This is a genomic window from Aporhodopirellula aestuarii (assembly GCF_023701485.1).
In the GTDB taxonomy this organism is placed as follows: Bacteria; Planctomycetota; Planctomycetia; order Pirellulales; family Pirellulaceae; genus Rhodopirellula; species Rhodopirellula aestuarii.
In genome coordinates this window covers 399,496-414,232 of the sequence record NZ_JAMQBK010000060.1, presented here as the reverse complement: position 1 = coordinate 414,232, position 14,737 = coordinate 399,496, and the positions used below count along the sequence as shown (strand labels likewise).

At 55.8% G+C, this 14,737-nt stretch carries 10 protein-coding genes; 8 read left to right on the top strand and 2 right to left on the bottom strand.

Annotation, left to right across the window (positions count from 1 at the left end):
* Positions 1-70 precede the first annotated feature (70 nt).
* The 5 genes from NB063_RS22135 to NB063_RS22115 all read left to right on the top strand — a co-directional run bounded on the left by NB063_RS22135 (position 71) and on the right by NB063_RS22115 (position 6,738).
* A complete protein-coding gene (locus tag NB063_RS22135) occupies positions 71-1,870 on the top strand; it encodes a sodium-dependent transporter (RefSeq protein WP_250931058.1) in 1,800 nt (599 codons plus the stop codon).
* Positions 1,867-2,013, top strand: coding sequence for a hypothetical protein (locus NB063_RS22130; protein WP_250931057.1), 147 nt, complete (start codon positions 1,867-1,869; stop codon positions 2,011-2,013). Before NB063_RS22135 ends, NB063_RS22130 begins: the two co-directional genes overlap by 4 nt.
* A complete protein-coding gene (locus tag NB063_RS22125; RefSeq protein ID WP_250931056.1) occupies positions 2,013-3,290 on the top strand; it encodes a nucleotide pyrophosphatase/phosphodiesterase family protein in 1,278 nt (425 codons plus the stop codon). The genes NB063_RS22130 and NB063_RS22125 overlap by 1 nt, the downstream gene beginning before the upstream one ends.
* A 34-nt stretch (positions 3,291-3,324) precedes the next feature.
* Positions 3,325-5,802, top strand: a complete 2,478-nt coding sequence (locus tag NB063_RS22120) for a S9 family peptidase (RefSeq protein ID WP_250931055.1) — start codon at positions 3,325-3,327, stop codon at positions 5,800-5,802.
* A gap of 78 nt (positions 5,803-5,880) precedes the next feature.
* Positions 5,881-6,738, top strand: coding sequence for a fumarylacetoacetate hydrolase family protein (locus NB063_RS22115; RefSeq protein ID WP_250931054.1), 858 nt, complete (start codon positions 5,881-5,883; stop codon positions 6,736-6,738).
* A gap of 219 nt (positions 6,739-6,957) precedes the next feature.
* Here NB063_RS22115 and NB063_RS22110 read toward each other — a convergent pair whose 3' ends face one another.
* On the bottom strand, positions 6,958-8,442 hold the full coding sequence (locus NB063_RS22110; RefSeq protein WP_250931053.1) for a TIGR04222 domain-containing membrane protein: 1,485 nt from the start codon (positions 8,440-8,442) through the stop codon (positions 6,958-6,960).
* Between the two features lie 351 nt (positions 8,443-8,793).
* Entirely contained in the window at positions 8,794-9,006 is a 213-nt protein-coding gene (locus NB063_RS22105; RefSeq protein WP_250931052.1) for a hypothetical protein, read from the bottom strand.
* A 374-nt stretch (positions 9,007-9,380) separates the two neighbouring features.
* On the opposite strand from NB063_RS22105, the gene NB063_RS22100 reads away from it, so the two are divergent.
* From NB063_RS22100 to NB063_RS22090, 3 genes are all read left to right on the top strand, one after another.
* Complete coding sequence (locus NB063_RS22100; protein WP_250931051.1) at positions 9,381-12,683, top strand: serine/threonine-protein kinase; 3,303 nt, start codon at positions 9,381-9,383, stop codon at positions 12,681-12,683.
* A 213-nt stretch (positions 12,684-12,896) separates the two neighbouring features.
* Positions 12,897-14,081, top strand: a complete 1,185-nt coding sequence (locus NB063_RS22095; RefSeq protein ID WP_250931050.1) for a DUF1559 domain-containing protein — start codon at positions 12,897-12,899, stop codon at positions 14,079-14,081.
* 444 nt (positions 14,082-14,525) lie between these two features.
* Positions 14,526-14,714: a hypothetical protein gene (locus NB063_RS22090; RefSeq protein WP_250931049.1), complete on the top strand. Its 189-nt coding sequence runs from the start codon at positions 14,526-14,528 to the stop codon at positions 14,712-14,714.
* The last annotated feature ends 23 nt before the right edge of the window (positions 14,715-14,737 follow it).

Genomic DNA, 14,737 nt, shown 5'->3' with positions numbered 1-14,737 from the left:
TCGCACGACTCGGAGCCTTCTTTCCCGCAACATCCTGCGGTCTCAGCCCCCCTCCAAACGCTTTCTTTTTTTGGAATTCTTTCTTTGCGACCGCCTCGGCACGGTCGATGAAAAACGCCCAAATCCTTACAACGAAGGGGCGTCCACAATCGACACCGCTGACCAAGGCAACGAGATGAATGAATCGCCCGACGCCTCTCCCCCTCACAAGCCCGCCGCCGACAAACCGACCGATCCGCCCACCGGCGATTCGATGCCGGCTGAAGACTACGTTTCCAAGGAACAATGGGGCAGTCGGATCGGAGTCGTGCTCGCGGTCGCCGGCAGCGCCGTCGGACTAGGCAACTTCCTTCGATTCCCCGGCCAGGCGGCCCAAAACGGTGGCGGTGCCTTCCTGCTGCCATACTTCATTTCGCTGCTGGTCCTCGGCATCCCGCTTTGCTGGGCCGAATGGACGATGGGCCGATTTTCCGGGGTCCGCGGCTTTCACTCCGCACCGGGCGTCTTCAGCGTCGCCTGCCGGACTCCCAAAGCCAGATATCTCAGCGTCTTCGCACTGCTGATCCCGCTGGTCATCTACATGTATTACATCGTGATCGAAGCCTGGTGCTTGAGCTACGCGTGGAACTACTTCACCGGTGACCTGATGCTCGGCGAAGACTCCGATGCCTACACGGCCTACTTTGACAACACGGTCGGGATGAATACCGACGGACATGTGTTCGGCAAAGGCTCATCGATGCTGGGCTTTATCCTGATCACGTTCGCGGTGAATTTCGTCCTGATCTACCGTGGGGTCTCCGCCGGAATCGAAACGTTCTGCAAATTTGCGATTCCCCTCATGGTCGTCTGTGCGCTCTGTGTCCTGGTGCGTGTTCTGACGTTGCCCAGCGAACAGGTCAGCGCGGGCCTCGGGTTCATGTGGAACCCCAAACCCGAAGCACTCACCGATCCGAAAACTTGGCTAGCCGCATCCGGCCAAATTTTCTTTAGCCTCTCGGTCGGTTTCGGGGTGATCATCAACTATTCGAGCTACCTAGGCAAGAAAGATGATGTCGTGCTGAGCGGACTGACCGCCTGCAGCATGAATGAGTTTTTCGAAGTCTGCTTGGGCGGACTGATCACACTCCCGGCGGCGTTCATCTTTTTGGGTGCCAGCGTGGCGTCGTTCGGCACGTTCGGCTTGGGCTTCAACGCGTTGCCGAACGTCTTTGCTCAAATGCCAGCCGGGCAGCTGTTCGGATTCCTGTGGTTCTTCATGCTGTTCCTCGCCGCCATCACAAGCAGTCTTTCCATGCTGCAACCGGTGATCGCGTTTTTCGAGGAAGGGTTCGCGCTGGAACGACACGTTTCGAGCACGTTTCTCGGTATGATCGCGCTGGCCGGGACGTTCTTCGTCGTCTATTTCTCGAAAGGCCTCAAAGCCCTCGACACTTTGGATTTTTGGGTCGGCACTTTCCTGATCTTTGTCCTGGCGATGATCCAGGCGGTGATCTACGGCTGGGTATTTGGCATCGTCCGGGGCGAGCGCGAAGCACATGTGGGTGCCCATTTGCGGATCCCCCATTTCGTCCAACTGATTCTGAAATACGTCGTCCCGGTGTACCTCGGCGCGATCTTCGTCGCCTTCTGTTATCAGAACGTGCTCGGCTCGACAGATGCCGAAACCGGCGAATACAAACCCGGCTATCTCGACAACATTATGTCGGATTCCGTCGTAATGATGTCGGTTTTATTCATCATCGGCGTGACGGCGATGCTGCTCGTCTTGATTCACATCGCCGGGAACAACTGGATTCGCGATGGCAAGTTTGCCTTCCTCGAGGAACACGACACCGGATCCACAACCGACTCGGGAGAAGAACTATGACGGCCGGCGGACTAAGCGTGATGGTGCTTTCCATCGGCGCGGTGATCTCGATGCTAAGCTTTTGTCTCTACAAAGTATTGACGTTGCCCCCCGTGGAAGAAGAATTCGGCGACGAAGACACTGAGAAATCGAAAGAGCTTTAATGCAACGTCTCTGTGTGCTCAACGTTGTCGGGCTCACGCCGGGGCTGCTCCCTCACGCACCACGATTATCTCAGCTCGGTGCGGCTCGCCCATGGACCAGTCCGGTCCCCGCTGTTACCGCGACGAGCCAAGCAACGATGTTGACGGGGCTACCGCCTCGCGACCATGGCATCGTCGGTAACGGATGGTTGTATCGCGACACACAAGAAATCCGTTTCTGGCAACAATCTCGCCTGCTGATCCAAGGCGAGTTGTTCTACGAACGATATGAAACGGCGAAGATGTTTTGGTGGTTCAACCAAGCGACCAACGCCCGCTACGGCGCAACCCCCAAACCGCACTATGGATGTGACGGCAGCAAGGCGTTTGACGTTCTCGATTGGACCACATGCGACCTGACACGCAAACTCGGCCCGTTTCCGTTTTTTGCGTTCTGGGGCCCCGGTGCCGGAATCGCCTCGAGCGACTGGATCGCCGACGCGACCGCCTTGGTGCTGCGAGAGAAACAACCGCAGCTCACTCTGTGCTACCTGCCGCATTTGGACTACGACTTTCAACGCCTCGATCACCATGACCCCACGCGGGTTGCCGAAGTCGACGCTGCCGCGGGCCGAGTCATCGACGCGGCTCAAGAAATCGACGCAAAAATTGTTGTCGTCAGTGAGTACGGACTGACACCCGTCAGTCGCCCCGTGCATCTCAATCGAGTATTAAGGCAACACGGCTACCTTCGCACTCGATTAGGGCCTTTCGGAGAAGCGTTGGTGGTCCCCGACTGCGAAGCCGTCGCGGTTGCCGACCATCAAGTCGCACATGTTTATGTGCGCGACACCAAGAACATCCAAAGGGTCGCGCAGATCTTGCGCGACGTTCCTGGCGTCGCCGCAGTCGTTCCTCCGGGCGAACTGCAACTCGACCATTCGCGCAGCGGTGAACTTGTCGTACTTTCTGAACCAGACGCTTGGTTCACCTACTACTATTGGAATGATGATCGCGACGCGCCCGACTTTGCACGAACCGTCGATATTCATCGAAAACCGGGCTACGACCCATGTGAATTGTTCATGACGAGTCGCGCACGGGCGGCGGCGAGACTGTTCCAGAAAAAGATCGGCATGCGATACAAGATGGACGTCATCCCGCTTGACGCAACGCTTGTTCGCGGCAGTCATGGTTTGCTCGCCAGTCATCCCGATGATGGACCTCTCATCATTGGCCCCCACGAACCACCCGGCGATATGTCGGGATTCCCCGCCTATGTGCACTCCCTCCTGTAGATCATTCCGTCCTGAAAACCCGCCGCACACAACGATGCCACATAACGCTCTCCGATACCGTTCCCCATTCGCGCTGATCTCGCTGTTGCTCGCGATAGGAGTCGCGTCGACTTGCGCCGCGCATGCCCCCGCCGTTGATTCCGCACCACCACCGGCTCCATGCGCCGGCGATCGCGAACGGCTCTGTATATCGAGAATCTTCCACGGTTCGGACTTCAATCTTGAAACCAAATCGTTGCAGTGGGACGAAACCGACGACGTTCTGTGGTGGAAGCGCAGCACCAGCCAAGGGCACCCCGAAATCGTGCGTCTGTCCGTTCCCGATGTCGACGAAACCATCACCGTTTCGTCGGATCAGTTCCAGCTCCCTTCCGGCGAACGCATCTCGGTCAGCGATTTCCAATGGTCCGCCGACCATCGTTACCTGCTTGTGTTCACCAACACGGTCAAGGTGTGGCGTGCCAACACACGTGGCGACTACTGGCTGCTGGACATGCTCTCGAAATCCTGGCGAAAACTCGGCGGCGAATCGGCGAGCGACCAGTCATTGATGTTTGCCACCTTTTCTCCGAAAGGGGACGCGGTCGCCTACGTCCGTGATCGCAATCTTTATTGCGAAGAAACTGCCACCGGAACGATCCACACGGTCGCCGCGAGCGACAACCCTCAACTGATCAACGGTACCTTCGACTGGGTCTACGAAGAGGAACTCAGCTTGCGTCGTGGGTTTCAATTCAGCCCCGATGGATCCAAAATCGCGTTTTGGCAGTTAGACGAAACCGACGTCCCCGTTCACTCGCTGATCGATAACACCTCGCAGCGTTACCCGAGTCTTAAACGTTTCGCTTACCCCAAAGTCGGGCAGACCAACGCGGCCGCACGGATCGGCGTCTTTGATTTCGATACCCAATCGACCACGTGGATGAAAACCGAGGGTGATCCTCGCAACCACTACCTCGCCGCGTTGCAGTGGCTTCCCAAGGACGTCCCGGGGGCAAACGAACGGTTGCTGATCCAACAATTGACACGACACCAAAACGAGAACCGACTGTGGATCGCTGATGTCTCAACGGGAAACAGCATCGTTCTGCTCAACGAGACCAGCCCCGGATGGGTTTTGCATCAACCCAAATTGTATCCATTGCCGCCCCGATCCGGTTCGGCGGCAGCACCGCAACAAACATCCAACAACACCGCAACAAACCTATCGCCGCGTTCTACTATCGACTTCGCATGGCTGAGTGAACGCACCGAGTGGCAACACCTGTATCGCCTTTCAATCGACGCCAGCTACCTTTCCGGGCCCATCACGGCCCGCGGTGCGCTCGACAAGAATGGTTGCCAACAAGGCGTTTCACTGACGCCGATCACCACCGGCTTATGGGATGTGATCTCGCTAGATGCCGTCGATCCGACATCTGGCCGATGCTACTTCACGGCCTCGCCGAGCAACGCCGCCACCCGCGGGCTGTACACCTGCGACGCTCTCGCCTCAGCCCCGATCGCCAAACCGCAGCGAGTGTCCTCTGACCAAAATGGCACATTCGCATACGAGATCAGCGACTCGACCGATTTCGCCCTCGAAACTTGGTCGGATTTTTCGACGCCTCCGGTGCAAAGGCTGGTTCGGCTGGATAAACGAGAAGTCATCAAGACGCTTGTCGACAATGCTGCGGTCAAACAAGCCCTCGATGAACTGAAACCGGTCGATCACCAATTCATCTCATTGACCATTGACGACAACACCTCGCTCGACGCGTGGTTCATGCAGCCCGTACCGAAGGCCGATTCCAACAACTCGCCTGTCGCGGGCAAATCCATTCCGTTGATCGTTCACGTCTACGGAGAACCCGCCGGGCAAACGGTTCGCGATGTATTCGGTGGCCAAAATTACCTTTGGCATCGTTACCTGACACAGCTCGGATTCGCAGTCGTCAGTATCGACAACCGCGGCACGGCATCACCACGCGGCCGCGCATTTCGGCAGAGTATTTATGGAAAAATCGGCGTCCTGACACCGGCCGATCAAGCCGCGGGCGTGCGTCGACTGCTCGAACGTTTCCCCCAACTCGATCCTGAACGCGTCGGGGTGTGGGGTTGGAGCGGTGGCGGTTCAACGACCCTAAATAGCATGTTTCGCCATTCCGATTTGTTCGCCGCAGGGATTGCGATCGCTCCCGTCCCCGACCAATTCGACTATGACACCATTTACCAGGAACGGTATATGGGACTGGTCGAAGACGACCGTCAACGATTCGTCGATGGATCTCCGATCACCCACGCCGAGGGTCTCGCCGATCCATTACTGATCGTGCACGGTACCGGCGATGACAATGTTCATTACGGATCGACCGAGCGGCTGATCAATCGCCTCGTCGCTGCAGGAAAGCAATTCCGGTTGATGGCGTATCCCAATCGCTCTCACTCGATTTCGGAAGGTGAAGGGACCGCGATGCACATGCGTCAAATGATGACCAACTTTTTCATCGAGCACCTGCAACCGGCCAAATAGTTCGCACGCGGCAAACTGGCTCGAGACGAATCGTCGACGGAGTTCCAACTCTCGATTCCGCTCAGCTATATTGTGGCGATGAACATTACCAAAATTTTAGATTCGTCATCACAACCACGCGTCGTCCTGGTCGAGAACGGCCAAGTGTTTCCGTTACAAATGACAGAAACACTCGCCACGCTCTCTGACATTCTCGCTGCCGATCAACCGATCGCCGCGGCCGAGTCGTTGGAACGCGATCGTCCCACACCGATCGAAGAGGTAACACGGTGGCTGCCACCGATTGATCATCAGGAGGTCTGGGCGGCGGGGGTGACGTACCGGCGAAGCCAAACGGCTCGCATGGAAGAGTCCGAGGCCGCCGCATCGTGTTATGACCGCGTCTACCAAGCCGATCGCCCCGAACTGTTCTTCAAAGCGACACCGTCCCGGGTCAGCGGGCACAAGCAACCGCTTCGCATCCGCGCCGATGCAACCTGGAGCGTCCCAGAGCCAGAAGTCACGCTGGTGCTGTCGCCACAGCTTCGAATTGTTGGCTTGACGGCTGGCAACGACATGAGCTCGCGCGACATCGAAGGCGAAAACCCGCTCTATCTTCCTCAAGCAAAATGCTACGATCAGTGCGCTGGATTGGGTCCGTGGATCCGACTCTACAACTCGCTCCCGCCAGTCGAAGAGATCACCGTTCATCTACAGATCCGCCGCGCCGGATCGGTCGTTTTCAACCAGTCGACCTCCGCTGGCGAAATGGCACGTCAATTCGAAGATTTGGTCAGCTGGCTCGGTCGCGATAATACGTTTGCCAATGGCGCCTTCCTGATGACGGGAACTGGCATCGTTCCGTCCAACGATTTCACCCTTCATCCCGGCGACATTGTTGACATCTCCATCGCCGACATCGGAACGCTCTCAAACCCAATCGTGCAAAACAAATAAGAATCGCACACTCTCCCACCTACAACCTCCAATGTGAGGCTGATGAACGTCAGGCTGGGCTTCTGCCGCTACCCTGCGTTGCGTTTCCTATCTCGCCGCGTGTCGTGCCAATCGCTCGGCAATGTTGTCGCGTCTTTGTATTATCGTCCCCTACGGCATAGCCAGTGGACTTCGTTCGCTGTGCCCGAACGATCGTTTCGGGTTAGAACGACAAACGCGTTATCCGCCACAGCCACCACATCCCCCGCAGCCACCTCCTCCGCAGCCGGATCCACACCCCGAACCGCAGCCGCTGCTACTTGAACTGCTACTCATTCGCTGCATGACCGGCGCCAGCGGACTGAAGCCTTCAAAGCCCGAGATAGCAGTGGCTCCCAACAGGGCGACATTAAGCAGCACCCAGTCACCGCTAGGGACGCTCGCCGATCCCATCATCGCGGTAGGTTGATTGCCTGCCAAATTTTTCTTACTGCGTTCGATGTAAGCGGTCCCCGCCGGGGTGACTTTAATTTGACGAAAATTGAGCAACATCGCCACCACCAAAAACACGGCCATCATCATGACCAAGAAGCCGACCTCTTCGCCCGCCCAAATCCCCTGGACCAATCGCAACCCTCCCAACAACAAAATCACGCCCACCAACATCATCGCCGAACTGCTGTGAAAGTTGGAATCATCACGTAGGCCGAGCCCCAGCAACTTGTTGTTGATGCGTTCATAGTGTGGCTTGATCGTTTTGAGTAACTGAGTCGTTGCGGTCCCTTTCTCAATCTCCGCGTACATGTCCCGATCGATACTCGACGAAATGGGCTTCGCGTTCGGCTTCACAAGAAACTTCCCATTCGAAAACCAGCCTGGCGGCTTGGTTTCGATGTGCCCTTCCGCGTAAAGACGTGTTAGCGACACGTATGCCAACCGCGTACCTCCGCCAGACAGAACGGCCAACTCGTCGACACTCAGATCAGGCGGAAGAGATTTTGAGGGTTCAATCGTTTCCGACCTTGCGACGTTTCGCAGCACCAGCACGGCGGCCGATCCGATGACACACAGCCCACCGTAGAACAACAGAAAACCACTCCCTCCTAGATTGAATGGAAAGACGCCGCCGACGATTCCAGGCAGTAACCAAACCGGTTGCTGTCCCGAGATCATCGTCGAAGCACAACCAGGCAGGAATACGAGAGCGAATAACAGAACCGCCACCAATACCGGCCAAACGTAGATACGCGGAATCAGCCAGTAGTGTGCCGCGTTGATCCAGGTCCATTCACCCGCATGGCTAAATCGCTTCTCTGGATCAGGCCAAATATCTTGCGGTGGATCTTGTCCAAATAACTCCGAATAGCTTTTCAGCGTTTCCGCGTACCAATCATGAAACTTGACACCCTCGCTCGAACCTCCCGCCGTCGGTTCATGATGCAGTGGGCGTCCCAAGGTCTCGCCACAGAAGCGATCCCAGTAAGAGCGGGTGTAGGTCAGGTGCAGATGCCACGCTTGGTCCACCGCTTCACTCGGTGTGACATGATGCCCACTGGCCAGAGCCAAAATGCAGAAGCGTTTATATTCGCGAACCACTCGCTGCGAATAGGCCACGGTCCACCGATTCTCTCTTGCCAAGCGTTGAGGAAAACTCAAAGCCTTTTCGCCTGGATCGATCTCAAACGCCTCGACGCGATCGATTAACTGCCGAGTCTCATCCCGCATAACGAACCCCCGCTTACCTCGATAAACTACCAGCCCACTGCAGCCTCCGCATTATCCTACGGACGCATTGTACCGATCCCGCGAGCCGACGCGCAAGCGTGATTTTTTCAGCGTGTTCACGCGGTGGAAATTGACCAAGTTCCCGAAACCTTCCGCGATGAAATCACCGCCAACACCCTGGCGAGACCGCTAGTGTGCCTAGACCGCACCGACAGCTAAGCAGGTAGGCCGGAACAATTGGGCGAAATTCTGAGAGCCCTTTGGGCGTTAGGCTGGACTGATAAATCTCTGGACTGCTAATTCGTTGCGAAGACGTGGCAATAGAAAGCCGTGTCAGTATTGCTTCCGTTCCTAGTCGCGATAGCGACGGCAGACACCAGCCCCGGACGTGAGTCCGGGGTCGACGTCGCCCCCCGCATACACCAAGTCGCGAAGCGATGACAGATGCCGCTCCCGATGGTTCATTCGTGCGTCCACCCGTGTTTTGTGTCGTCGCGTTGCGACTTGCTTCGCTTTGTCTTCCCAAACCACGGACTCACGTCCATGGCTTTTGGATCTCGTCACGATCGTGACTAACCATTCGCGTATTACTAGATCCAGCTAAACGCAAAAGGGATAGCGACACGTCTTGTCCAGAACAAATTTTTGGCAGCCCAGTGATAGCCTTGGTTAACCGTAGCAACCATGATTTGCATCAAATGACCGATGTACCGAAAAACTCCAGCCTACGTGCTTAATTGGTATCACGTAAACTGCCAGCTACTGAGCGTATTCCAAGGCAGAATTTCCTGGGACGAATCAAGTTGCAAACAGACGTTTTTCGAGTTGACATAATGACGAATCGAACATTTGATCAGCTTTCTGATAATGAGCTGGTGGAGCCAACAACAAGACGACGCGATCGAGCTGATTCCCGAACTTTTTCAAACCGTTGAACCATGAATCGCGAAGCCCCTTTGAATGACGTCATCCGTTTACTTGAAGAAGACGAGGAGCTGAGAAATAAGCTAGCCGAGTTTTTCGTCGATCACCAATCCGCAACCGGTTTCTTCTCTGCTTTGGTCCCGCCCGCGGCGATCCCTTCGAGCCACGGCACGGCGACGATCTGCAGCGACGACGTGCTTGCCAAATTACCCGAGGCCGGTGAGTCGATTGGGGATTACGAGTTGCTCCAACAGATCGCTCGCGGAGGAATGGGAGTTGTTTTTAAAGCTCGTCAAATGAGTCTCGATCGGATCGTTGCGCTCAAGGTGATGAGGAAGCCGTTTGATGGATCAACTGCCGCGGCGAGGTTTGTTGCCGAAGCGCAAGCGGTCGCCAAGCTGAGTCACCCTCACATCGTTCCCATTTACGAGGTGGGCAGCGAAGCCAACATTTCCTTCTTCACGATGAAGTTCTTTGAAGGTGGAACGCTCGGCCGGCACGCGGCGACGATTCGAAGTGACCTGGCGGCGATTGCCGAGTTGATGATCAAAATTGGGCACGCGATCGAGCACGCCCATCGCCGCGGAATTTTGCATCGCGATCTCAAACCGTCCAACGTACTGATCGATCAAGATGGGCAACCTTACGTCGCTGACTTCGGGCTAGCCAAACAAATCGATGTGGACAGCAACCTGACTCGAGATGGGGCGATCGTGGGCACCCCCAACTACATGGCCCCCGAACAGGCGCGGGGTCCCGATGAGTTGACCACCGCGTGCGATGTCTACGGACTCGGGGCTATTCTCTACGAATTGCTCAGCGGTCAGCCGCCCTTTCAGCATGACTCACCCACCCTAACGCTTTTGGCTGTGGTCAGTGAAGATCCGGTCCCGCTGCAAAAGCTGGTTCCCACTCTCGACCGAGACCTGGCGACCATTTGCATGAAATGTCTCGAGAAGCAACCGACTGCTCGCTATGGATCGGCACAGGGATTCTCCGAAGACTTACAGCGATACTTGCGAGGAGAACCAATCCGGGCTCGCGCCACGTCAAATGTCGAACGCTGCGTCAAATGGGCTCGGCGGAAACCGGCGATCGCGATACTGATCACGCTGTTAATGTTCAGCATTGTTACCGGGTCACTCGGTTCGGCCATGTTTGCTTGGGATTCCCAAAAACGTGCGAAGAACGAATCGAAATTGCGAGCAGTGGCGGAACGACAAACCGTTCAAGCAAATAATGCGAGGGCGAAGGAAGAACAGCTTCGGTTGGACACACAACGACGCGAGCGCGAAGTCAGCTGGCGTCTTTATTCGGCTCGCATACGATCCGCGGGACATGCGTTCGAAGAAGGCCGTCTTGGCCACGTCGAAGCTCTCCTGTCTCAAACGACCTCCGCTCAGGGGCAACCTGATTTTCGCGGCTGGGAGTGGTATTACCATCAGTCGCAACTATCGCGGCAGCAGCAGACTCTAACGCAAGACAAGGCCGCCAGGGGCATGAGCTGGCATGCCAAAACCGGTTTGCTCGTCTTTCACACAAACGCTGAGTTTCAGGTATGGGATGTCGATCGTCGCAAGCGAATCAATCGATTTCCCTGTCCACCAGACGTTATTGGTTACTCATGGTCCGATGACGGAGCGCACTTCGCAGTCGGCTGCGAACAAGGTGCAATGATGATTTACGAGGCCAAAACCGGCAAGAAGACGTGCGAATACCAATACGCGGCTCTAAATCCAGACAGTTTAGTCGATCTTGCCTGGCGTCCTGGTCACGCTCAGGTGGCGTGTGTGAATAGGCGAAACAGAGTTGCCCTGATCGATGCGAATACTGGCGACGTAGTGCGCACCTTTCCTCGCGCAAACGCCTACGGTGGCCCGCCTTTGTCCTGCGACTGGAATTCGAATGGATCGATGCTAGCAATCTCCAATGCATCCGGCGTGGTCAAGTGTTTCGACCCTGAACTTACGAAACCGGTTTGGGAGAAGAAGGTTGACGATTTCGCGATCGTTCGTACTCGGTGGAGTCCCGACGATAGCAAATTGGCGTTGTGCACCCAGTCTTACAATGGCGAAGTGTTGATCATCGATAACGTCGGCAATCATTTGCGAACACTGGCCGGTCATCGCGGTGCTCGCGTCAACGACGTCAAGTGGATCGACAACGATCATCTGATCAGTGGTGGGCAAGACCAACTGGTGAAGAAATGGAACATCAACACGGGGGAAATGTCGGCGCAGTTTCATCTGCACAATGGAGAAATCACATCGCTAGATCTCTCGCCGGATCGACGTTCCTTTGCGGCAACGTCATTCGATTGCCCCGTCAAGATCGCTTCGCTGGACGTCGTCAAGGCAAGTCACAAACAGTGGCAACCCCACGACGAAATGGTCCTTACGATAGATTGGCATAGCGATGGCACGCGTTTTGTCAGCGGAGGTCACAACCAACCGATCTGCATCTGGGACGTCGCATCCGCCAAGCTTTTGCAGCAGTTTCCCATCGACCCCTATAAAAACATTTTCCGTCTCGATTTGAGCCCCGATCAACGTTGGGTGGTGGCGAACGAGAACGCGATGATTGCTCGAATTCTTGAGACCGACACGGGAAAATCATTCGAATTGAATTCGGGACAGAGCACCAAGTATATCGACGCCACATTCAGCCATGATGCGCAAACGCTGATTGTGACATGCAACGACGGAACCATGCAGTGGTGGGATACCCATACATGGCAGATCCGATCCGAGCGAAAAAATGAGGATCGGTCGCTCGACCTGGCATGGTCCCCTGACGACAAAACCATTCTCGCGGTCACTGGTCGAGGACGACTTACGCTGGTGGATGCTTCGAACGGAGAATCGACAATCAGCGAATATCCGAAGGCGGTCCAAAATCCAAGCTGGCGTCCCGACGGGGAAGCGATCGTGGCGGCAGGCTTGGGTGGCGAATTGGCGTTTTATGCATCGAATCAAATCAACCAACCCATTCATCTCGCTGACGGCCATTTCGGGACGGTCTGTGATGTGGACTGGTCGCCGGATGGCTCCCGCATCGCATCGTGCGGGGTTGATGCCACGGTTCGGATCTGGGACGCGGCAACGGCAGATCTGTTACTGACAATCCCGACGGGCAACGAGAGTCCGATGACTGAAATCCGGTGGTCGCCCAACGGAGATCAGATTGCCGCCACTGATCAAAAAGGCACGATCTACCTTTTCGGCGAAAAGGGAATGCTGCCCGATCGAACCGCGATCGATTCATGGGATCAAGGCGTCATCGTTCAGAGCTGTCCGCTTAAAAACCTCCACGACTGAGCCTCCAATCTCCTCATTTCCCCCTCTTCGACCAGCTGAAAACCGCCAATTCCTCAACAAAAGTCGCAAATCATTACCAACGTGTCGCAAAAAGATAGTTGCCTCCGCAGGCCCTAACGCCGTACAATTAACCACTAATCATCGTTTAGGGTATTTCCAACCTCCATCAAGGATATCCTTCGCTTTTCAGTTTCGTTCTATATAGGCATTCAAATGTACCAAAACACTCAAAGAAGACTCGCGTTTACTTTAGTGGAACTACTCGTGGTCATCGCCATCATTGGGGTTCTTGTCGGATTACTACTTCCGGCCGTTCAGGCGGCGCGGGAGGCGGCGCGGCGAATGAGTTGCAGCAATAATTTCAAACAGATTGGGCTGGCAATCCACAATTATCATTCCGCGTACAAGCAGTTGCCTACGCATGGCACCGGAACACAGCCATTGGTCGGTGCCAATAACTCAGCCAATGGACCTTGGAGCCATTGGCGTTCTTCCGACAAGGGCAATCGATTGCGATTGAGCATGTTGGTTGGGATCACACCTTTTATCGAGCAGCAAGCGCTGTGGGAACAGATCTCCAACCCACAAGGAACAACATATCCGGCAATGGGCCCCACTCCCGACAAACTGGCTTACGATCCTTGGGCCACTGATATCCCAGGCTTTCGGTGCCCTAGCGATCCCGGTATTGGCTTGCCGGCACTTGGACGAACGAACTACGCAGCGTGTGTGGGCGACTCGATTGTCCATCAACAGCGCGGACCTTGGAATGGCAACCGCACAGCTCGAAACAATGATGAACAGGCGAGAGCCGCCCATCGCGGCTTTTTCAAACCGGTGGATGAGACACGTTTCCGAGACTGCCTCGATGGCTTATCCAACACGATCGCTGCGGGAGAGATTGCGACGGACCTGGGTGATGACGACAAACGCACTGTCAACTGGCGAGATAACGCCAATCGTTCGCCTACCTACGGACAAATCCGAAACAACCCGTCACGGTGCAAAACAAAAGTCCTCCCAGATCGCCCCCAATTCTGGGATCCCGTTCACACTGTGAATGTGAATGCGACCCAAGGTCGTGGTTACAAGTGGGCTGATTTCCAGCCGATCTATACGGGCTGCATGACGATTCTCCCACCCAACCGCGAGGTCTGCGGTCCTTACAATGCAGCGGGAACAACATTGGTCGCGACAATGTCCAGCCGGCATCAAGGTGGCGTGCATGTTTTGATGGGTGATGGCGCGGTCAAGTTTATCACCGACTCCATCGAAGCCGGAAACGAAACGGCCAGAAATATTCACATCAACAACAATCCGGGTGCGGAAAGCCCCTACGGACTGTGGGGCGCCCTGGGCACTCGTGCGGCGAAGGAAGTCATCGACACCGAGATCTAGTGCTCGCACCGGAGGGCTCGCGCCCTACCGCTAGAAAACCTACCGGAACGGCGTGAGCCGTCCGGTCTCAACCCAAGTGTTAATGCTAACCAAGTGAGTGCTTTGTCTGACCTGATCTTGAGGGTTGCTCGCACCGGAGGGCTCGCGCCCTTCCGCTAGAAAACTTACCGGAACGGCGTGAGCCGTCCGGTCTCAACCCAAGTGTTAGTGCTGACCAAGTGAGTGCTTTGTCTGACCTGATCTTGAGGGTTGCTCGCACCGGAGGGCTCGCGCCCTTCCGCTAGAAAGCTTACCGGAGCGGCGCGAGCTGTCCGGTCCCACCCCAAGGTTTTATGCTGACGAAGCTTTCGGTCGCATGTCCAGAACCCCGGTCGGATGAGAAATCTCGGCCGGGTTTTCGTTATCCATCAATGTCTTCTTTAAGAACCCCACCTGAGAAATCAAATGAAATTCTTCCTGTCAGCAATCTGTCTTTGCGGCGTAATGGCCATCCTGGGATGTGGTGATCCCCAACCAACCAATGTGGCCAAGGATGCCGATGCGGCCAAGATCGAAGAGTACAACCGCCTGAATGCGGAGGCTCAGGACGATCTCGCGACGGATGAAGAAGAAAGCGGTGCGGATGAACCGTAGGGAGTAACTCGCATCATTTGCTG

Excerpts from the sequence above, each read along its gene's own strand:
- NB063_RS22115 (WP_250931054.1), top strand. The coding sequence starts at position 5,881 with ATGAACATTACCAAAATTTTAGATTCGTCATCACAACCACGCGTCGTC.
- NB063_RS22125 (WP_250931056.1), top strand. The coding sequence starts at position 2,013 with ATGCAACGTCTCTGTGTGCTCAACGTTGTCGGGCTCACGCCGGGGCTG.
- NB063_RS22130 (WP_250931057.1), top strand. The coding sequence starts at position 1,867 with ATGACGGCCGGCGGACTAAGCGTGATGGTGCTTTCCATCGGCGCGGTG.
- NB063_RS22120 (WP_250931055.1), top strand. The coding sequence starts at position 3,325 with ATGCCACATAACGCTCTCCGATACCGTTCCCCATTCGCGCTGATCTCG.
- NB063_RS22095 (WP_250931050.1), top strand. The coding sequence starts at position 12,897 with ATGTACCAAAACACTCAAAGAAGACTCGCGTTTACTTTAGTGGAACTA.
- NB063_RS22100 (WP_250931051.1), top strand. The coding sequence starts at position 9,381 with ATGAATCGCGAAGCCCCTTTGAATGACGTCATCCGTTTACTTGAAGAA.
- NB063_RS22090 (WP_250931049.1), top strand. The coding sequence starts at position 14,526 with ATGAAATTCTTCCTGTCAGCAATCTGTCTTTGCGGCGTAATGGCCATC.
- NB063_RS22110 (WP_250931053.1), bottom strand. The coding sequence starts at position 8,442 with ATGCGGGATGAGACTCGGCAGTTAATCGATCGCGTCGAGGCGTTTGAG.